The organism is Clostridium sp. CS001 (assembly GCF_020443565.1).
Classification (GTDB): Bacteria; Bacillota; Clostridia; order Clostridiales; family Clostridiaceae; genus Clostridium_AD.
Map to the genome: position 1 here is coordinate 22702 of NZ_JAIZZN010000011.1, position 23248 is coordinate 45949.

Sequence of the window (23248 nt, forward strand, 5' to 3'; positions counted from 1 at the left end):
CCGGCTTTCCTGTGAAAGCCTGTACAACTTTTTTTAAACTTTTATTTATTGTAACCCTCGGGATGATTTTTGTGCCATTTCCAAGCTGTTTCAATAATATTTTCTAAAGAATTATATTTTGGTTCCCATCCAAGAACTTCACGAGCTTTGTCACTAGAAGCTATTAACACTGCAGGATCACCAGCACGCCTTGTGGTAACTTCTGCTTTAATTTCATGTCCTGTAACTCTTCTTGTTACATCTATTACTTCCTTAACAGAAAAGCCTTTTCCATTTCCTAAATTACAAATTATACTGTCATTACCTTGTCTAAGTCTTTGCACTGCCAGTAAATGAGCATTTGCTAGGTCTGTTACATGGATATAATCCCTAACGCAGGTACCATCTTCTGTATTATAGTCATCTCCAAATACCATAATCTTTTCCCTTTGACCTAGTGCAACCTGAAGGATGAGAGGAATTAAATGAGATTCTGGTCTGTGGTCTTCTCCTATATTTCCGCTTATATGAGCACCAGCTGCATTAAAATATCTTAAAGCCGTATATTTTATGCCATAAGCATTGTCACACCATTTTAAAATCTTCTCAACTGCAAGTTTGGATTCTCCGTAAGGATTCGTAGGAAAAGTTTTATCTTCTTCAAGTATAGGTATATTATCTGGCTCGCCGTAAGTTGCTGCTGTGGATGAAAATACTATATATTTAACATTGTGATTTCTCATAGCCTTGAGTAAATTTATAGTAGAACCAATATTATTTTCAAAATACTTTAAAGGCTCAGTAACACTTTCTCCTACCAGTGAGTCTGCTGCAAAATCTATAACTGCATCTATAGTATTCTCAGTGAAAATATTATTAAGTATATCATCATCTCTTAAATCTCCACAGTAAAGTTTCCCGCCCAGTAATGAATCCTTATGCCCTGTTTGCAAATTATCTAAAACAACTACCTGTTCTCCTTTTTCTAAAAGCTCAGCTACCATATGACTTCCAATATAACCTGCTCCACCACATACTAAAATAGCCATTATTAAATCCCCCTAAAAATTATTATGAAATATAACAATTACATATATAACATTATTTTAACACAAATATATCAATATGCAAAAACGCAAAAACCTACCAAAGTACATAATTTCGTACTTTGGTAGGTTTATCTTATTTTTATTTATGTTTGTGTTGGTGATTTTTATGTAATACCTTTTGTATCTCTTTTTCTTGTTTCTTTGTTATAGTGCCATTATCAACAAGCACTTTCATTGAATTAATCTTAGTATCCTTCATTTTTTTCATGTGTTTTTCTCTTTCTTCCTTTGTCATATCTTTCATTTTTTTATATTCTTCTTTTCTTTGTGTTTCTACTGCCATTATAACTTCTTCTACCTTGTTTTTTTGCTCAATTGTTATCACTTTATTATCTACAAGAGTAGTTAAGCCCTTTTGCAATTCCTCTTTTCTAATCTCTGCCTTTTTAATATACATTTTTTCATGAAGCATACCAGCCTTTTCCTTAGTTAAAATGCCCTCAGTTACTAACGCATTAAACAATCCGCCTTTTTCTTTTTTGCATTTCTTGCCACTCTCACATTTTTTATCTGATTTTTCAGCTAAATATTTTAATACCTTTTCACCTTCATCTCTTGTAATAATGTTTGCTTCTACGCTCTCTTTAATTACAAGTTCAAATGTCCCCTTCATTTCTGCCTGTGCTGATTCCTCTATCTTTTTCTTGTCCATAGAATCTTTGAAATTAATACTTGTAACTGGTTTTACTGCTAAATTGTTTTCTTTATTTGCTGCAGCAAAACTAATATTGGTTCCGGAAAATGTTAAGCCCGCGCATAACATTCCACTTAATACTTTCATTCTTAAAGATATATTTTTCATTTGTAATCTCCTTTTAATGAATTTTTCACCTATTAATTTACTTACCCATTAATCTTTTTCACATACTTATTATTACCCTAGTGCTGTGGTTTATATTCTAAATTTTGAATTTGTAATTTAAATTAAAAAACTTGCCACTTGAGTGGCACCACATCTAGTATTATATTTTTTAAAATAGTGGATCTTTAGATACAGGCTTTATGTCTTCATAAATAAATTTATGAAGCTGCTCTGTAGTAGTCTCCGTATCGGCAAACAAATACCACACTCCATCCATGATCTTACCCTGGCAGAATCCATCCAATGGAAATCTCTGCTGCTCTAATGTCATTTTCTTTGCAGTAATCACATTTATACCGAGCTTTACAATGTCCATACTTTTCATGCTTGTTTCAGTAAACGGCAAAAGATTAGAAACAGCAGATGGAACTTCTGTTACTTTTAGCGATTGCATCTTTGTAAGCATTGCTGTTAACACAGTTCTTTGCCTTTCTGTTCTCACAAAATCTCCACCCTCAGTATAACGTATTCTTGAATATGCAACTGCTTGCAGTCCGTTTAAGTTTTGGCTTCCGGCCTTTGTAACTGTAGGTACTAATTTCCCCTCAATTTTAGCAACTTCGTTCATATAACCATTTATCAAACTTATTTCCTCCTCAGTTATGTCAATAGTTACTCCACCAATAGCATCAATTAGTTTTTCGCAATTAAAGAAATCAACAGCCACGTAATCCCTAATGTTTAAATTAAAATTTTCATTAATAGTCCTTATAGCAAGCTGTGGTCCACCGTAAGCGTAGGCATGGTTGATTTTTGTTTCACCATGATCCTTTATTTTCACATAGGTATCTCTCATAATGGAGGATATTTTAATCTTATTATGTTTTTCATCTATAGAAAGTATCATTATACAATCCGAGCGACTTGGTTCATTCTTGTCCCTTCTATCTAAACCAAAAAAAGCGATATTAATTATATCCTTGTTTTCTAATTCCACCTCATTAATTTCTACAAGCTCTTCACTATCTACTAAAGGTAATTTATTCACTTTTAAAGGTAGCCTAGGTTTAATCCCCAAATACTCATCAGTTTTTGATATGTTTACAGTTTCTATTTTGCTAAATTGATAAAAGGTGTAACTAAATGATCCAATAAAAGTTAGTATAATAATGATTACTGTACTTAAAATAAGTTTTGTGCTTAGTTTCATTTTTTATACTCTCACCTCCGTTATTGCTAATATATATCAACGCAAATCATAATACCCTTATCCATATTATGCCAAACATGATGTTTCTTATACTTCTTTTTAGTAGTTATGGATAAAAAAAATACCGAGTAAATAGTTATTAAAACTATCTACTCGGTATTTCTCATTTATAATTCCCAATTTAATTTTTATAAAAATTTACTTTAAAAATATCTTTCTGTCTTGAGATATCTTTTTCTACTTCTTATTTTGAAACTAAATATTAACATTCCTAAAACTCCACCGCTAAAATCAATTATAATATCAAAAACATTTGAAGTTCGACCTGGTATATATCCTTGAATAAATTCATCTGCTACTGAAAAAAATAAAAGAAGAAATAGCACTAAAAATATCTGCGTACTTTTACATAACTTAAGCTGTCTTGCTACAGAACAAATCAATATGCTAAGAATTAAGTATTGAAAAAAGTGTGCATTCTTTCTTACATAATAGTTTGCATTACTAAATTTAATACTAGCTCTCTCCATAGTAGCTGGTGAAATATTTATAAACCTACTTATTACCTTCACAATCTCTTTACTGCTCTTTTGGGATACTTCTCCTTGCCTAGTTCCATTATAAAAAATTACTGCAAGCCATGCAACACAGAGTAACCCTATAATTATTGTTTTTCCTTTTAAAAAATTTTTCATAAATTTCTCCTATGCTTTTCTTTGCTATTTTTAAAATATAAGACTAATGTTATTATACTTCTATTTTAATTATAACCCTAGAGTTATGATTTATATCTCATCTGCCATGTGTATATACTTCCATATGTGTTGACTTATGTAATATATATACTTATAATTTATATATACAAGGAATATACTCAAACTTAGTCCTTTATTTAATTTCTATTCGTACCATAGTTTAAATTAATACATTAAACATTATATTTGCTTATAAACCTTTATTTCTAGGTTTACATATGAATCTGACCTTAGTTACCTATAAAGAGGGAGATGTACTCTATGATAAAATTTTTACTAATTGCAATCATTATAATTATAAGTTACTTTATGCTTTTAGGTTTAATGAAAGCATCTGGTAAAAAGACACCCCCTATGCCTGATATACAAGATAATAAAACTGAAAATAATAATTTATAATGTAAAATTAATTGTACTCATTTTCCGATTATATTAAAACAATTCTTAACTCCTATATAATTTACTTATGTTTATTCCTCTTCTATTATTATCATTTAACTTACTTTCATTTCATAATTCATATATTTTTATCAAGTATAGTTTCAATAACTTAATCATGATCTTCTAATATGCAAATAATTTATTGAACTCAAATTTAGCCTAAACTAATCCCGTTTTTAATATATTATTATAAGACAAATTCAAAACTAGGAGCTTGATTATTTATGAAAGTCCACTTCAAAGAAAAATTTGCTAACTTTTTCATATTTATTTTAATAGTAACACTGCTTAGCTCATCAATTTATATATTTTATAAATCTAATTCTACCATTAGTTTTTATGTGTCAACTTACGGTGCTGATACTAGCAACGGAAGTAAATCTCACCCTTTCAAAACCTTGGAAGCAGCAAATGATGCCATAATAAAGATTATGCAAAATAAAGCAACACATAAAAATATAACTGTTTTTCTCCGTGGGGGGAACTATTTTATAAGTAAAAGCTTTACCCTAGAAAAAATCGATTGCAAAAACGAAGAATTATCCATAAACTACAAAGCTTATAAAAATGAAAAAGTGTTTTTTATTGGAGGTTACAACCTAGAAGGCACTGATTTCAAACCCCTTAATGATAAAAATATACTTGCTAATTTTGTAGATAAACAAGTAGCTAAAAATATTCTCGTTGCCGATTTGTCCAAATATCCTACAAATTTTAATAGTAGTAAAGATAATATAAATAATGCTCCTGAGTTGTTTTGTAATAATAATCCAATGACCATAGCTCGATATCCAAATGATGAATTTGTTTCTACAGGGCAAATTATTAAGAAGACCAATGACCCTATAATTTCTTTTAAATATAATGGATATGAACCTTTACTTTGGAATAAAGATAAAAGCATATGGATGAATGGTTATTGGTTTCATAATTGGAGCGATTCTACTATTAAAGTTTCAACTATTGATGTCTTTAATAGAATTATCACCTCTACTGATAAGTTACCTTATGGAATAAAAGAAGATCAGAGATTTTATTTTTTTAATATATTAGAAGAACTTGATAAGGCAGGAGAATATTATATAGATTATGAAAAGAAGCTTTTATACTTTCTTCCGGATGCCCCTATTGAAAATTCAAAAATACAATTATCAGAGCTTACTGAACCTTTTATAAGAATGAAGGATGTATCAAATATAACTATTGAAGGTATTATCTTCGAAAATAGCAGAGGTACTTCCATTGTAATTGAAGATGGAAGAAATAATAAAATTAAAAATTGTGTAATAAGAAATATTTCACAAAATGCTATCTCTATAAATGGTGGAATAAACAACGGAGTGGAAAACTGTAAAATTTATAATACTGGAACAGGTGGTCTAGTTGTTAATGGAGGGAATAGGGACACTCTTACTTCCTGTAATAACTATGCCTTAAATAATGAAATATATAATTATTCAAGAATAAAGAAAACCTATAGCGCAGCGATTGATATTTCTGGAGTTGGCGTAAGCGCTTCTCACAACAGTATTCACGATGCCCCCCATACAGCAATTTTATTTTCTGGTAATGATCATTTGCTAGAGTATAATGAAATATATAATGTAGCAAATGAAACAGATGATGTTGGAGCTATATATGCCGGCAGAGATTGGACATTTAGAGGAAACATAATAAGATATAATTATTTGCATAACATTGATAATAATATTGGTGATTTTAATGTGTCTGGGGTCTATTTAGATGATTGCATGAGTAGTGCATTAATTTATGGAAATGTATTTTGTAAAGTTAAAAATCCAATTCTCATCGGGGGTGGAAGGGATAATATTATAGTAAACAATATTATTGTGGATTGCAAGAATTCTATTGACTTTGATGAAAGAGGATTAGCTCAGAATTTAGATGAAGATCAATTGTACACAAACTTAAAGAAAGTTCCATATAAAAGTAAGATTTGGACTAATAAATATCCTGAACTTAAAGACTTACTAAAGGATGGCAATCCTGGAATTCCCATTAATAATATCATTAGGAATAATATACTTTATCAAACTAAGATGCCATCAATTTGTGACTCTGTTATTAAGTACGGCAATGCTAAAAATAATATTTACTATGATGTAAATCCTGGGTTCATAAATTTGTCTGAAATGGACTTTAGATTGAGTAAAAACTCTATAATATTTAAAGAAATTAAAGATTTTAAAAATATTCCTTTTGAGAATATTGGAAAAAAATGATGTAGTTAGTTGTATACTTTTATAATTGATATAATAACTCTAGCTTATTCTCTTCACATTTCCTATTAAATGCTTTATTCAGCTGAAAAATTAGCGCATTTTAAACAGGACTTTATCTTCATAAATATGTTTAAGGAGTTGATCTAAAGTTACACTTATATCTCCAACCTAATACCATACACTTCCCATTATTTTTTCAGTGCATTAGCCATCCGCTGTGGGTTTCTCTCAGTATACCGTAGAAGTTTGAAACTATCTTACCCCTAATAACTGCATATTTGTGAGCATAACTAAAATCACTGTCCTTTGTCTTTCAGTTCTTACAAAATCTCCACCAACAGTATACCATATTCTCAAATAAGGATTTGAGTCCGGTTTTGTAACATTCTAAATATTCATTTATCTAGAATATAAGTGCTAAACCTTACTTTAAACAGGATTTGAAAAGGTATTGATTCAACCCATCAATACCTTTTAATTTTGGTATACAAACTAAAAAGTTACTTCTAGAATACCCTACAAAGATATTTCAACTAAGTCAAAGGCATTATATGCCTCCTCCTCGCCTAAGAACGGTACATGACTAAAGCTTCTTATATCGCCCTCAAGTATACAGGCTACAGAATTTTTCTTATTAAGAAGATTAAAGATATGAGAAATGGCATCATGCCCACTATAGCCCTTTCTGAATCAGAAGGATATTTTGTCGGCTTCGGTTTCTGAAATAGGATCAAATGCTAGTAAATTGCGAACCTGCATTTCCCTATCTATCATTGTTGGAATACTAAAAGGTCCTTTTTCTACTTTTCCTCATTTTTCAATATATACTTGTTTTAAAGCTTGCATTTGTAGTTTTTAGAGTTCAGTTTATTTATTGATATCATTTTATCTAATATCTTAACCCAAGTTACTTCATACCTTCACACCGATGCTAAACTATCACCATCCCAATAGTTTTTATTGTTTGTCTAGATATTTAGAGTTTTCTTTTATTTTTAGTAACTAAATATTTATATCATTCGGCTTCTCGTTATTATTTCGTTTTTTTCTTTTATCTTTATTTTTTAATTTACATCTCTTCTCTTTATCATTAGAATAGTAATCATATCCATAGCCTATAAATGACCTCTTGTCTACTTTATTTAATACAGTTCCAATTATTGTAGCATTAATGTTTAATAGTAGTTGTTTTGATTTTCTACAAATTTCTATTTTTGATTCCTCAGAACTTATTACTAATATTACTCCAATTTTCTCAGTAACCAAGGTAAGAGCATCTGTAAATGCAATTAGTGGCGGAGTATCTAGAAATACGTAATCATACTTCTTTTCCATATCCTTAATAAAATCCTTCATTTTCAGAGATGATAATAACTCCGATGGGTTGTAATTAGCTATTCCAGCAGTTAGTACATCAAGATTATCGTCAATTCTTATTAAAACTTCCTCCACTTTTCTTCCCTGTAAAACTACATCCACTAGACCATTTTCATTATTAGTAATATTAAAGTGTCTATGTACACAAGGTCTCCTAAGATCACAATCAATAAGTAAAATCCTTTTTCCTGTTTGTGCTATGGTGGAAGCAATATTTGTGGAAACTAAAGTTTTACCATCTTTAGGGACTGAGCTACAAATCATTAGGGTCTTTACGCCTCTATTTATCATTGAAAACAACAAATTCGTTCGTATGGATTTAAAGGCTTCTGTAACTAAAGACTCAGGATCCTTTTTTACAATAAGATTGACCATTTTATTTTGTTTTGGAATTAACCCTATCACCGGTAGGTTTAAATATCTTTGTACATCATCCTCATTTTTAATTGTGCTATTTAAATATTCAATTAATAAAACTACTCCAAATGATAACATTAAACCTATCAAAAATCCCATAGCGATATTTAATTTCTTATTAGGAGTTATAGGAGTCACAGGAACTAATGCCTTGTCCATTATTTTTGTACTTCCTGAAGGTAATAATTTTTGGGACTCTTCAACAAATGATTTAGTTAAGGCATTTGCTCTTTCTGCAGCTATTTCTGGAGTTTCGCCCTTGTAAGCTATATTTATTATCTGAGTATCCGCTTCAGGTGTGATATATGCATTTGACATAAATTCTTCTGCAAGCAACCCTAGATTTAACCTTTCAGCAGCATTTTCAGCTACCACCCTTGACTTTGCAATTTGAATATAGGTCTTTATTAAATCCTGATACATTATTACTTCACTTTGGGTAATCTTATCTGTACTATCTTTCCCAACAATGATTGTACATTTAGCCTCATATAACGGCTTAATTCCGTAAAAACTTAAAATTCCAACAGCTAGTGTTAACGAAATTGTTATTAATAACATAAGAATAATCCTCTTTCTGATTATATTAAAAAGATCCTTCAGTTCTATATAGTTTTCTTCTTTCATAATATTCCTCCATCTAATTGTAATTTTATTACACATATGTATTGTATTGTTTACAGGCTTTTTTGTCAAGCTTAGTTTTATATAAGTTTATTATTTGAACCAAAATATATTGCTTTCTAAATTTCAATTATTTTGTTTTAATTATTATACTTTATGCATTGAGCCAGTTATATACCAAAATAACGTTCCAGTTTTTGATACTTCAGGAGATTATAAATTCACTTTAGAGGATCAAGTTTTACATATATTATAGAATATAACATTTGCATCTCGCTTCGCATCTCTCATTTTCACTCAATTCATCACTTTAGTTGTTCATGAACCGTAGATGTAATTTCAATGTCTTGCTGAGTTTGAAATTTTCTAGATAAGTTGTAGTGCGTCAAAATATAGCTTTATGAAACTGAATTTCTAAGTAAAATTATAACTATAATACTAATAATTATTTAGTGATTAATTACTTTTTTAATAAGCATAAAATAAGCTCCTAATGACTTGACATCATCAGGAGCTTATTTTATGCTTATTATTAAAACTAGAGAAATGAAAAGGAAGAACCCCAAACCGTCCAAAGCAAAAATTCTTTCCTTAAAATAAGAGCGATAGCTCTTACAACTACTTATTTTGATAAGATTATTTTCACAATTATGCAAATGCTTTAAATAAGTTTCTTTTGAAAATAAGATAAATATTTTGATGAACATATTAGAACGCTTAATATAGGGAGTTTGGCATGTCCATTTTGTGGAACTAAGCATGCACTAATACTAAATCAGCTATAAAAATTAAGATAGTATATTCTCAAATAATTTTTTTTAATATCTTTGCAGATACGCCCTGACTAAACAATTTTAAGGTACATCATTAACAAAAATGGAACCTGCCGCGATAATTGCCCCGTCTTAAATCTTAACACCTTTTAAGAATATGAACATTATCCATAATATATCCACTTCCAAACTCTAATATAGCACCCTCACCTACATAAATATATGCACCTTTTCGGCTAGAAAATAACTGAGCGATTATGAAAATCAATATCGTATAATCATAACCTTATCCTAAGTTTATTATGGTCTTAATCTTTCTTTTGGTGATCCCTACAATAATTTTATACTCTTTAACATTTAAAAGACTCAGCATAATAAAATATACACCCGCTCCAATAGAAATTGAACAGATAAGAATTATTGAATTACCCTTAAAATTTGTACCTAAATAGGCTAATGATTTGCTAACCACATATATTGCTAATCCCATTATAATAGAAGAAACTATAATTCTAGAACCACTATCCAAAATTTCTTTTTCATTAATCCCACCGAGCTTTCTTCTCAAATTTATTATAAGTAAAGTCGAACTTACTATGGCAGCAGATACATTCGAAATTGCGAGACCGCCAATGCCCATTATTGGCACCATAATAATATTCATACCTATGCAGGTACATAGCCCCAATATGCCATTAATCATAGGAGTTTTTGTGTCCTTTAAGGCATAGAATGATCTATTGCACACATCTCTTATACCATAAAATACCATACCGAAAACAAGATACAATAGTGGTATGGATGTCATACTAACTGCACTATTATCAAATGCACCATGCTTGAAAATAACACTTATAACCGTAGATCGCAAAATCATAAGTCCTACAGCAGATGGTATCATAATCAGATTTATATTATTTATGGCTTTTGAAATATGTGCTTTAAATGATTCAAAATCCTTACTCGTTCCATCTATAGATAAAGTAGGATATATCACAGTAATAATTGGCAATGCAAAAGTACCATATACAAGAGTACTTATTTTTATGGCAAAATCCATGGAGACAATACTTCCATCCGGAAGACCAGAAGCCATTATCCTATCTACAAGTGTATTTATCTGATTCACTCCAGTGCCAATAAGTACCGGTATAATTAACGTAAGCATCTTCTTTATTCTTGAATCATTAATATTAATTTTAAATCTATACTTGTACCCATTCTTTAAAAGGCAAGGTATTTGAATAAATATTTGAAGCCCAAACCCAATTAAGGTCACGATTACAAGACCATATATTCCGGATTTAGCACCTAATAAATTATAAATGATTATTGGTATACTTACAACAAACCCAGTCAAAGTCGATGCTGTAAATTTATTCAGTGTATGTAACATTGAAATGTACCCTGCAGTGGTACTCATAAATAAAATATTAAGCACACTTAGTCGTGTAAGTTCAACAGTAAGATTATACTTTTCACCTATAAACTTTGGAGCTATTATATGTACAATGCTTGGTGCATATATCCATCCAAAGATAAAGATCACTATAGACATTATAAATAGTAAGTTAATTATAGAGTTGGCAAACTCATACATATCTTTCCGTCCACCGTTCTTATAACTTTCGCTCAAAGCAGGTATAAATGTAGTAGCAATTGCCGCCCCAATAACACCAAATAATAAATCTGGTATAGTCATTGACATTGTGTATGCATCTGTACTTAATGTAGCCCCAAAAGTTGATGCAATAGTAGCATCTCGTAATAGTCCAAATATTTTACTGATAATTGTTATTACAATTACTATTCCGGTTGATTTAATTAAATTTTTCTGAGTCATGATTCCTCCTCTTTGAACTCCTTAAATTGCTGTACTTCAATCAATGTACCGCATACACAAAATTAAAATTATTACTTATGCTTGCTTCTCCTTACGAATTTAGTTCCAAATATAGCTCTACATAGGCTAGAACTTGTATATACCTTAAATAAATTGGGTTTAACTTCTCCATTCATCCTTGGAATTTTCAGCTTATTTGTAATTGTTGATATTGCGCCCCTTTCAGTATATAAAGCATATTCGTATCCCAATTTTACTAACTCATTATTCAATTCTGGCGAATAGTTCTCAAAATTACCATAAGGTAGTATAAAGGTATCTACATTAATTTTTAAGTTATCATCTATCAAAGCCTTCGATTCCGCTAGCTCCCAATGTAACCAATCTCCTCTTGATAATTCTAATAAAGGATGCGACATTGTATGACATGCAAATCTTACATTTTTATTTAACTGAATATTTTTTAGTATTTCCCATGAAATAAAATCTTCATCTGGTATTCTCATATACTTAATTAGTTCTTTAATACTCTCGTCACTTAAATACTTGATTCTATCGAAAACATCATTAAAAGAAATAGCCCTTCTTAACTCTTTAAATTCAAACCAATCGCCTATAAGATATAACATTTTTTCATGATCTAAATAAAATTTGTGACCTGCTATTCTCATTAATTTAGAAATGAGATAGTTCCTTTCATCACTCTCTATAAGACCAGGAATTATTCCAAGTGTAAATGGTATATCGAACTCTTTTAATATTGGATATCCATATTTGTAAAATGACTGTTTTGCATCATCTACAGTAACTGCTACTGTTCTATTAGGTATATTACAATTATTATAAACCATATTAAACATATGATCTAAAGGCACAACATTACAATTTTCTTTTAAATATTTAATATTTTTTCTTATATTAACTTCATCAAACTTCCCATGATTATTTGGATACATATGCAAATATAATAATGTACAATTATTTTTAAAAACCTTATTTAAAATTGATTCAAATGTTAAGATAAATGAAGATGTACATGTAATCACTTCTTTAATATAACTATTCATAAAATCTCCCTTGCTTTATATAAAATTTTAATAACATAAGTATTGGACTGATAAAATTCTCCAGGTTAATAATTCCTTACTAGTGACATTGTAAATGTTAAATTATTTCATTTTATTTTTTCTCAAAGTATTTAAAATTTTAATTCTATGTTTGTTCATTTATTAAATTAAAGAATTCCTTCCATCCAGAATCATATTTTGGAGAGAAATTTTCATATATTTTTTTTATACTTATCATATCTTCGAGTTTATCCACCCAATCACTAACCTTGTTCATATTAGCAAAAAAAACTCCATCATATCCATATAGAACTTCACGAGCATAAGATTTGTTAATTGATAAAATCGGTAAGCCAATTTGAGCTGCTTCTAATAATGGTAGTCCGAAAGACTCTAATAAACTTGGGAATATTAAAGCATCAGCCTTATAATACATTTCAAATACTTCTTCATTTGTTAATGAACCAACAAAATTAAAATAATCTTCAAATGAATTTTCTTTTACAAACTCAAAGGATGTTGAATCATTATCTAAAGTTACTACAATTTCTATTTTATTACACAATATACTATTCCTATTTTCAATTTCTTTAATTAAATTTACTAAAAGAATATGATTTTTATATTTATAATCAAATGCAGGATAAAATAATACATACTTATCCTTTTTTTTAAACGAATATTTTTCTTTTAACTTACACTGAGGTAAATCAGGTTTATAAATTTGTATATTAATTTTTTTGAATAACCTATGTTTTTTCATTTCATCTTTCATCCAATTCGTTTGGACGATAAAGATATCTTTATTTTTCCTTGCAGATGCCCTTATAAATAATGGATATATGTATCTATATATCCACATTCTAGATTCTGTCTTTTTGAAAAAACTCCATTTAATACTATTATCAAAAGGTATTCCCTGGTGATAATATATTATTTGTCTTATATTTTTTATTTTCTTCTTATAAAAAAGACCATTGTTTTGGAGCGAAATATATAATATTGGTTCTATATGTTGTTTAGTTATCCATGTATTTAATCCAAATGTTTCCCAATAGAATCTTTTTAACCAACCTTTATAATTCATATTTATGGTAAAAATATTGTTGAGAGACTCTTTTTTATAATTATTTGGAACGAAAATGAATATGGGTATCTTGGTATTATTGTATTTGCTGGCATTTTTAATAAATTGATCTAAAATAGTTCTTGCTCCACCTTTTGTTGCAAATGTTGAGTTTACAATAATTGCTTTCATATTTCCTCCTACATTACATTGGATTTTATAGTTTAACTATCTTTTCAAAATTTTTTTTAGAATGACTGAATGTCCATCTTTCAATTATCTCTCCAGATCTTTTTCCCATTTTCTTGTAATCATTTTCAAAAATCATTCTTATTTTATTACTTAAATCAATTTCATTGCCCTTTTTAAATGTATATCCATTCACACCTTCATGAATTAAATCTAAACTACATCCACAAATATCTGAAACTATAACTGGTAGATCTGCAGCCATTGCTTCATTAACCACCAATCCCCACGGTTCAACGTCAGAAGGAAGTATTAGCAAATCGCCTAAATTATATCTAATAAATAACTCTTCCTGATCAGATGTAAAACCCATTACATCTACTTTTATATTTTTAATTTTTGCTAATTCTAATAAATTGTATTTTTCAACCCCATCTCCAAGTATTACCACCCTATAATGTTCTTTTCTATCTAACAATGATATAGCCTTAATGATTAAATCTACTCTTTTTATGCTAATTAGCCTACCACTATACACGATTACCCTTTCATTATTATCTATACAATTTTTTAGCCTATATTTAACCTTTTCATTTTCTATCATTTTATGTACTTTTATAACTGAACCATCAACTGATAAAAATTGATTATATACTTTATAATCTTTAACATTATATATTTCAATAAAATATTTCTTACTTACTTCCCCATTTGCAAAATAATAGTCAAATCCTTTTATTATATTTCTTTTAAAAAACTGTAACAAGTTAAATTTCTTTATTCTTATTTTATCAACACTTACCCCATCAAATAGTAAAACAGACTTTTTATTATATCGCTTGCATAATAACATTAATATAATATAGGAAGGCATCTCGTATCCACCAATTAGTATAGTGTCGTTATGATGAATAATATCTAATAAGCCTTTATTCAAAAATCCATACTTACCAAAACTTAATATTTTTTTTAAATATATTTCTTTCACATTATTAATCGGCGGCACATTCCAATTCCTATCTTCATAACCTGAATTTGTATAATATACATTTATGTTGTATTGATTATTTTGTGCAAATTCTTCAATTTGTAATTTTCTATAAGGCGCTCTTATATTTGTTACAATAGCTATATTCATTATAATTTCTCCTCAAAATGTATTATTTGTTTATTAAGTTATATCAATCATAATTGTTCACTTTATAATTATATTTATCAGTCAGCTTATTTTTGTCTACTTGTCCTTCATCTATAAAATTGTTTCTAAAAAAAGGCAATATTGATAAATACATTATGATTGGTGTAAAAAAGAATTTTTCTGATAAACAACTAAGAAAAATTAGCAATGGAAATACAATAAACTGTGTATACGAAAACTTCATTCTAAAAGCTAATAAAAAAATACCAAAAAACATTGGAAATGCATATAATAAACCATACATACTAGACAATGAAGTAACTGAATTTTCTGATCCCCCTATATTATATTTAAAGTAATTTGTATACCCTACACCCAGCGGATATTTTAATAAAATATCTAAATCTTCTTTTGTATTTGTGAGACGACTTTCATAAGAAATATAGGAGTTATTTCCTTGTTTGAATTTGTTGAAATAATCATCCATATTTTTATATACACATGTATTTATTAATATTAAAATTAAAAACATTACAAATACTTTTTTCATTTGAATTTTCTTGCCAATTCTTATATTAAATAATAAAATAATAAACAAAGTAAATAGCCCTGTTGTAGAAAATGTACTAATTATACCAGCTATATATACCAGAATTCTAATCATAGATTTTTTATTTTTATTTATTTCAAAATAAAGTGCTAAATTTAAAAAAAATTGATAAGCTCCTGGCTCCCAGAATATAGAGCTATTTTTACTAAAATCATCATACATTAAGAAGATATGTTCGCACCTAAATGAATGTATAATCGCATATTTATAATACTGATCTATTGAACCATATTTTATTTCTGGAAGTAAATAAACAAAAGATGAATAAAATATACCAACGAAATAAAATATCAACGATATAATACACAATATATATATTATTTTTGTGTATGATTCCTTAAATTCATTAAACTTTACTATTATGCAAAATAAATAAACAGTTAATAGTTTTATAAAAACACCTATATAATTATTTATATAAACTTCATTATTAATAATAATGTTTATTATTAATACTATTAATAAATAAAATAGATAAATGGTAGGGACAATAGTTATATGTTTATATTTTTTTTCGATAATAGTGATACTCAATACTATCAACAAAAATATTATGGAAGCTGCGCTATAATAACGTTCATATATTATTTCACCTGAAGAAATAATTAATAATAAGGATATACTTAAAACTGCAAATTTGTGGGAATAATACATCTTTTTCATATAATCTCCTTGCTATTAAGTCTATATTTTTAATACTTAACATTCTGCATTCAAATAAACAAATAAATATAATCTATCTACTACGAAAATATCCTTTTCTTAATAATCTTTCATAATATAATTAATAATCATTTTCACTCTTATATTCCAGCAATAATTACCGGCCTTAGCTCTATTTATATTAAATTGATTATAAATTTCTTTAGGTGTAATATTTAGGCTCTCAATTAATGCATCAGAAATTAAATTTATATTACTGTCCACAAATATTGCATTATGTAGATATTCATTATACCCAGGAAACTTTGTACTAATAATAATTCTACCTGTAGCTAAGTAGTCAAAAAACTTACTTGGAAAGTTATTTTTATTCTGTGGCATGTCCATATTCCTTGGATTTAATAATATGTTAGCTTTATTCAATTGCTCAATATACATATTAAAGGGCACATATCCTATATATTCAAAATTAGAATATTTTTTATCATATTCATATACTCTACTGGCTAGTGTTCCTTTTCCAGAAATTACAAAATGTATATTATATTTGTGAATTTTATCAAAAACATCTAGTAATTTATCGATTCCAGTAACATACTCAAGCACTCCACCATAATAACAGACTAATTTATTGCCCACCCGAGGCTCAGTTATGCTATTATATACATACGAATCCACGGCTCCTTCAAATAAAAGACAATTTCCTACTCTATCTTTTAGCTCCGCAGATAATACTATAATTTTTTTAAACTTATTCATAAAAAGCCAATTTAATTTTTGATACATCCTTCTAATCAAATTTTTAATCTCTTTAGGCTCAGTAAAATCTGCAATAATAACAGCACTTCTTTTTTTTAATAATTTTGATAAAAATGAAACTATCCAAAATATATAATTCATATTATAAACAATAATTATATCTGACGACTTAATAGCGTTTAATAATGATAATACTACTCTTATACACTGGAATAAGTGTTTGCATTTAAAGAAAATTTGATAATTGTCTTCTTCTTCAATACTCTTTAAAATTATGTTTTTTTCTTCTTCACTTGTAGAATAACTTAAATATGAAAAGTAATTAACTGTATAATCACCTACATTTTTTGTTATATTATAGATAAATCGATTTGCTGCTGAAGAATTATATGTGACTTGTTCTTCAATTTTTTCTGGAATTGTAGCAGAACAAACAAGAATTTTTTTCATATCCTATCCCTCTGTTTCTTAATTGGTATTAAAAAAATTAATAGTTTTATTAATAAGTTTTTTAAATACAAAGTAATTTTTACTTTTCTTTTTAAATTTTCATAAAATTTATTTACATTATCTTCATATTTATTTTTTGCAAAATCATCAAAGAAGTCTCTTCTATTAGATAGATTGTAGTTATAGTCATTTCGTTCATGAAAAACATAGTTGTATTCTTTTTCTGTTATAACATATAATTGAATTCTATTTTTTAATTCATATATCATATGCTCGCCTTTAGTAGTATTACATATTGCTAAAGAAATTCCTCTATGATCATTCTTAACTTCCTTTTTTTTCATGTGCTCCCAATAGTCCGCTAAGGTAATATCAGAATGATGCGTATTATTTGCATATTGACATCTCATACAACTTTGTCTTAATGAAATAGCATTTTCAAATGCCGAATAATAGAAATCGCTACAGATATGGAACCGTTTTACTTTACTACTGCTAAATCCTACCTCAAAGTTCTGCAGTCTACCCCATCCCAATCTTTTGGATCTAAAATCAACATATTTAATTTTCGACTTATATGTAGACTCTAAATAATTCAAGTGCTTAAGGAATAATTCCTGTGGCGGTCGTCCATGGCAGATAAAATCGCATGTTATTAGATTACCATATTCAGCACCCAAGTACTTCTTTAAACCACTCACGTAACAAGGAGTACCAGAAAATAGTACGTTCCTACCATTCAACAAATCTTTCTTTACCCCGTTATAAGTATCAAGTAATTCTGCTTCAACATATTTCGATTTCCTCTGTAAATCAAACGAACATACATCACTTGATGAATATCGCACCTTTTTTGTCTCTTTGTCAAAAACCACACCATATACGTTTCCGCCATATTCCAAAATAACTTTGGCAATTTCAGAGTAGATTCCACCCGATGAACTGTTGTAACGAATAGTAGCATCTTTTGTCCACCCTGCATATGCGCTTTTAATCTGATATTGACTACTATATATACTTGGATTTATAGCTATACAAACATCCTCGCATAGATTGCAGTTGATACATTCCAGCTTATTTACCGAAGGCACAAAAAAACCTTCATTATCCTGTTCCATTTTTATACACCTTTCAGGGCAAATATTATAGCATGCGCTACAACCATAGCAACGTCCTTTTTTAACTACTTCGATCAATTTCTTCATTTTTCTCCTCAATTCTAAGCGCATTTGTTAAATACTCTAATGAATTATTTATTAATTCATTTAAACTGTGTTTTATCTTCCTATAATCCATTTTCATCAGTCGCAAATCGATCTCCTTTGAGGATTTAATCTGACGGTCTTCTATCCCAATGCTGCTAAGTAGATCCAATACTCTTGAATTAGTTGAAGAATGTGGAACTGATATAAACAATTTTTCGAAAATTATTGAGAATGCCGTTCCATGAAAAGAATTTGTTAATACCATGTTAGCTCCATTTATAAGACTTATAAACTCTGATGGGCCTATATTATAATATACTTCATCATAGTATTTTACTCTTTTCATTCCATCTACAGAGATTAGTAGTATTTTATAATTGGTAAGTTCTTTTAGTTTTAATATACATTCATTAAGTAAATCATTCTTTTCCAATGCATAAACTACTATATAATCTTTTGAAGGTAATAACTCCCTATTACTATAATTTAACCATTCCTCTTTTGATATTAACAATGTTGGATCTATAACTTGTTTTATTTCTGTGTTTACTATTCTCCCCAATATATTAACTCCACTTTTTTCTCTGACCGATATTGCTTTGAAATCCATTAAAAGTTCTTTAACTTCCTTCTGTAATTCTTTGGGGAAAGTATTTGTCCCAAAGCTTGGAGCGTAAGATATTTTTATTCCCCTCGATGCGGATGAAAATCCAAGATAAAAAGCCTTGTCTATAAACTTATCTTTAATTGGTCTCCAAATTTGATCGCTTCCACAAATATATATATCATACTTAAACTTTTCTTTATTTAATTCTGAAAATGATTTATATATTTTTTTAGTAACTGGTAAATAATTTTCATAAAAATATTTAAACCTCTCTATTTTTGTACTAAGATCTTTATAATAAAACAACCTAATTATATTTTTTATCACTGACCTCAAGTTAGCGTTTTTTTCAAAAATACTTGTGTGACTTTTGAAATCATCCTCTAACCTGTAGTTTATAATTTCACATTTATATCCCATTTTTTCTAATACTAATGTTAATGCTTTAGCTTGTAAAATTGCACCATAATTTATTGGACAATGAAATGTAACAATCCCAATATTCATAATTCCTCCTTCATATAATTGATTATTTCATTTGCTAAGAAGTTCAATTTCCAATTGCTTTTCAATACTTACTCCACCCATTAAACAAAATGGTAATAGTGGTATAATATTAGCAATAACAATTGCTGAGGCATCTCGAATAACTATAATAATACAATAAGCTAATAGAACATTAATAATTGAATCTGAAGTTTGAGCTTATTTGTACCATTTGTAATAACTGCAATTATATTCTATAATATTACTAGAAAATCTGATATTGCAATACTAATTATCAAATGTAGTGGTACTATATGAAAACCGCCTCCCATCCATATTATTACTATATACCTTGATAAAATTATAATGACCAACTCTGCTAACAAAGCAAATATAAGCAATTTATATAGCTTATATTGTACATTTAATATCCAATGAAATTCTTTTTTAGCATATTTTTGTATAATAGCTGACCAAATAGGACTTAACACTAATATCAAACCAATAAGGGGCAAATTAATAGCTAACACATGAACTATTGATATAGTGACTAAATTTGTTGCATTATCTTTTGGTGTAGATACAATCATATGTTTCAATAACAGAATATTAGATATTAAAGCTAAAAGATTTGGAATAAAAGTCTTATGTAGCCATAGTAATGGTTGTTACGGATGTTACTACTTACAAAACAAACTGAACCATTGCAACAATTAGTAAAATTTGAATGCATTTCTGTAAAATAATCTTGCTTATAATATTTTCTGATACATTTAGAACTTTGTTCCATGAAATTATCAAATGATGAAATAATAAAAAATATCACAATATTGCATAGTAAACCAATAGAAATATATGCTGACGAGATGCATTTCTATACCGCCTCTTCTTTTTTTCAACAATTACCTTACAAAGATAATTACGCAATCCATTACCAATTCCTAAATCAGATAAAACATCTAAAAATTTTATTATAAACCCTGGAATAACATTACTTAATATCAATTCATTTTCATATTTAATTTTTTTTAAACTCGCCTTATTCTATTACCTTCTCCATGCTTACCCCAATATACCATGAATTGACTGTTTATATTTTAAAACAGATAGTTCCTTTTTCAGGTTTTCTTCTAGATAAACTCTTCCAAGGACTCCTTTATCTTTTATTGTTTTTCTATTTTTAATAATACTATACAACAATTTATGCAGTTCTTCATAATCGCCAGGTTCACAGCAAACTCCACATTTAGTACTTTCTATAATTAGCCTAACTTCAGAGTGCTCTTCTAAAATGCCAAGTACGGCTTTCCCTGCTGCCATAATTCCATAAACCTTACTAGGCACAGAAATCCCCTTTATCCCCTTCGCATTGGACACAATATGTACATCTGCTACATTCAAAGAATAAATTAAATCCTCTTTTCTTTGATAGGGTATAAACCTTACGTTGCTTAGCCCATTTAAATCAACATAATCAATCAACGTCTGTTTTACAGAACCGTCTCCCACAAAAGCAAACACCACATCACATCTATCCTTAAATTTCCCAATAACCTTAATGATATTTTCAAGGTCATAATAAAGACCGATATTACCCGAGTACATAAACACAAACTTATCTGATAACTTATATTTCTCTTTAAATTCTAATACTTCCGGGTGATTATCTTCAAGCGGATAAATCTGCTTCTCATCAATCCAATTATTTATTACCACGCTTTTAGGCATATTTCTTCCTTTAAATCTTTTATTAAGAGTATCTTGCATATCTCTACCTACTACAATTACTGTATCAGATGCCCTACAGCTGAACTTATCCAGAGCTCTTACAAAATTTAAAAGTAATTTATTCTTTGCATAACCTATAACTTCAGTTTGTTCTGGATTAAAATCCTGAATGTTATAAACTAATCTAGCACTTTTAATAAATTTACCTAAAACACCAAGTATGCCACCCAATATCGGAGGTTGTGAAATACTGAACACTAAGTCTTGTTTTCCTACTACAAGTGTAGCAAATAAAGCATTGAAAAAATATGCTATTATGTTCCTTTCTCTACTTAGTTTATTTTTCTTGTCAAACTCTGGTACCCTAACTCTAACTACATTTATATCTTGGTACTTTTCCTTATAAACACGGTGGTTTTTATAGTTTTCACCTACTTTTCCTTCATAACTAGGAACTACACATATAACAGTTATATTAAAGTCAGCCTGCAACCCTTCGCATAGCTCAGTTAATATCTGACCTGTGGAAGCTAAATCCGGATAAAAATAATGAGCATAAATTAATATATTCTTTTTATTTTGCAAATTCACTCACTCCTTTATTCAAAGTTAAAATTCTTATATATTAATTTAATGATTTTCATATTTTACTGATGTTCTGATTTTATATCTCATCATTTTCCCTAATTCAAACTAACTACTTATAATTTTTCTTGAACCACTCATAAGATATCTTAACCCCATCTTCTAATTCAACCCTATACCTCCATCCAGTATCCTCAAATTTACTGACATCCAATAACTTCCTCATCGTCCCATCCGCCTTCTCACTATTAAAGCTAATCTCTCCCTCAAACCCCACAACCCCCTTAACCATCTCTGCTAACTCTTTTATCGAGATTTCCTTCCCTGTCCCAACATTAACATGCTCTTCCCCATCATAATTCTCCATCAAAAACACACAAGCATCCGCCATGTCGTCCACGTATAGAAACTCTCTAAGCGGCTTACCACTACCCCAAACTTCTACAACTGAGTCATTATTCATCTTAGCCTCATGAAATTTCCTAATAAGTGCCGGCATAACATGTGAATTATTCAAATCAAAATTATCATTAGTTCCATAAAGATTAGTGGGCATACAGCTTATAAAATTATCTCCATATTGTCTTTTAAAGAATTGACACATTTTTAGACCTGCTATTTTAGCTAAAGCATAAGCTTCATTAGTTGGCTCTAAATATCCTGAAAGTAAATACTCTTCTTTAATTGGTTGAGCACACATTTTGGGATATATACATGAGCTTCCTAAAAATAATAATTTTTCAACCTTAAAATCATGTGCTGCCTTTATAACATTATTTTGTATTTCTAAATTCTCATATATAAAATCAGCTGGGTATGTATTGTTAGCGTGTATACCGCCAACTTTAGCTGCTGCTAGAAATACATACTCCGGTTTTTCCTTTTCAAAAAAATTTCTAACCTGTTGTTGATTAGTTAAATCTAATTCGTTATGTGTTTTTCCTATTATATTGGTATATCCTTTAACTTCAAGATTTCGGACTATAGCACAGCCCACAAGACCTCTATGTCCAGCTACATAAATTTTACTGCCCTTGTTCACAACCCCACATCCTTATTTTGTTATAGCAGCTTTCTGCCACCTAGTAGTAGGAACCTTCAGCTACTTAGTTGTAGCCGCTT

17 protein-coding genes are annotated in these 23248 nt (G+C 28.8%); 2 read left to right on the forward strand and 15 right to left on the reverse strand.

The window, feature by feature from the left end; translation table 11 throughout:
- Nucleotides 1–41: 41 nt before the first annotated feature.
- The 4 genes from galE to LGK97_RS09400 form a co-directional block, all read right to left on the reverse strand.
- Nucleotides 42–1028, reverse strand: a complete 987-nt coding sequence (gene galE, locus LGK97_RS09385) for a UDP-glucose 4-epimerase GalE (protein WP_226259505.1) — start codon at nt 1026–1028, stop codon at nt 42–44.
- A 139-nt stretch (nt 1029–1167) separates the two neighbouring features.
- Complete coding sequence (locus tag LGK97_RS09390) at nt 1168–1890, reverse strand: hypothetical protein (RefSeq protein WP_226259506.1); 723 nt, start codon at nt 1888–1890, stop codon at nt 1168–1170.
- A 169-nt stretch (nt 1891–2059) separates the two neighbouring features.
- Entirely contained in the window at nt 2060–3100 is a 1041-nt protein-coding gene (locus tag LGK97_RS09395) for an LCP family protein (protein WP_226259507.1), read from the reverse strand.
- Nucleotides 3101–3303: 203 nt separating this feature from the next.
- Entirely contained in the window at nt 3304–3795 is a 492-nt protein-coding gene (locus LGK97_RS09400; RefSeq protein WP_226259508.1) for a VanZ family protein, read from the reverse strand.
- 321 nt (nt 3796–4116) lie between these two features.
- On the opposite strand from LGK97_RS09400, the gene LGK97_RS09405 reads away from it, so the two are divergent.
- Together LGK97_RS09405 and LGK97_RS09410 are read left to right on the forward strand one after the other, a co-directional pair.
- Nucleotides 4117–4254, forward strand: coding sequence for a hypothetical protein (locus LGK97_RS09405; protein WP_226259509.1), 138 nt, complete (start codon nt 4117–4119; stop codon nt 4252–4254).
- A 266-nt stretch (nt 4255–4520) separates the two neighbouring features.
- Nucleotides 4521–6539 carry a right-handed parallel beta-helix repeat-containing protein gene (locus LGK97_RS09410; protein WP_226259510.1) on the forward strand — a complete coding sequence of 673 codons (2019 nt, stop codon included), beginning with the start codon at nt 4521–4523 and terminating at the stop codon, nt 6537–6539.
- 1002 nt (nt 6540–7541) lie between these two features.
- Here the strand turns inward: LGK97_RS09410 and LGK97_RS09415 are convergent.
- The 11 genes from LGK97_RS09415 to fcl form a co-directional block, all read right to left on the reverse strand.
- Nucleotides 7542–8960: a polysaccharide biosynthesis tyrosine autokinase gene (locus tag LGK97_RS09415; RefSeq protein WP_226259511.1), complete on the reverse strand. Its 1419-nt coding sequence runs from the start codon at nt 8958–8960 to the stop codon at nt 7542–7544.
- Nucleotides 8961–10016: 1056 nt separating this feature from the next.
- Nucleotides 10017–11573, reverse strand: a complete 1557-nt coding sequence (gene murJ, locus LGK97_RS09420) for a murein biosynthesis integral membrane protein MurJ (RefSeq protein WP_226259512.1) — start codon at nt 11571–11573, stop codon at nt 10017–10019.
- Between the two features lie 71 nt (nt 11574–11644).
- A complete protein-coding gene (locus LGK97_RS09425; RefSeq protein WP_226259513.1) occupies nt 11645–12640 on the reverse strand; it encodes a polysaccharide deacetylase family protein in 996 nt (331 codons plus the stop codon).
- 145 nt (nt 12641–12785) lie between these two features.
- Nucleotides 12786–13898, reverse strand: a complete 1113-nt coding sequence (locus LGK97_RS09430; RefSeq protein ID WP_226259514.1) for a glycosyltransferase — start codon at nt 13896–13898, stop codon at nt 12786–12788.
- A gap of 25 nt (nt 13899–13923) precedes the next feature.
- Entirely contained in the window at nt 13924–15033 is a 1110-nt protein-coding gene (locus LGK97_RS09435) for a glycosyltransferase family 4 protein (protein WP_226259515.1), read from the reverse strand.
- Nucleotides 15034–15076: 43 nt separating this feature from the next.
- Nucleotides 15077–16306, reverse strand: a complete 1230-nt coding sequence (locus LGK97_RS09440; protein ID WP_226259516.1) for a hypothetical protein — start codon at nt 16304–16306, stop codon at nt 15077–15079.
- A 99-nt stretch (nt 16307–16405) separates the two neighbouring features.
- Nucleotides 16406–17515 carry a glycosyltransferase gene (locus LGK97_RS09445; protein WP_226259517.1) on the reverse strand — a complete coding sequence of 370 codons (1110 nt, stop codon included), beginning with the start codon at nt 17513–17515 and terminating at the stop codon, nt 16406–16408.
- Complete coding sequence (locus tag LGK97_RS09450; protein ID WP_226259518.1) at nt 17512–18720, reverse strand: Coenzyme F420 hydrogenase/dehydrogenase, beta subunit C-terminal domain; 1209 nt, start codon at nt 18718–18720, stop codon at nt 17512–17514. Before LGK97_RS09450 ends, LGK97_RS09445 begins: the two co-directional genes overlap by 4 nt.
- Nucleotides 18695–19834, reverse strand: a complete 1140-nt coding sequence (locus LGK97_RS09455; RefSeq protein ID WP_226259519.1) for a polysaccharide pyruvyl transferase family protein — start codon at nt 19832–19834, stop codon at nt 18695–18697. The genes LGK97_RS09450 and LGK97_RS09455 overlap by 26 nt, the downstream gene beginning before the upstream one ends.
- Nucleotides 19835–20875: 1041 nt before the next feature.
- Nucleotides 20876–22126, reverse strand: coding sequence for a glycosyltransferase family 4 protein (locus LGK97_RS09460; protein ID WP_226259520.1), 1251 nt, complete (start codon nt 22124–22126; stop codon nt 20876–20878).
- 112 nt (nt 22127–22238) lie between these two features.
- Nucleotides 22239–23168, reverse strand: a complete 930-nt coding sequence (gene fcl / locus LGK97_RS09465) for a GDP-L-fucose synthase (RefSeq protein ID WP_226259521.1) — start codon at nt 23166–23168, stop codon at nt 22239–22241.
- Between the last annotated feature and the right edge of the window lie 80 nt (nt 23169–23248).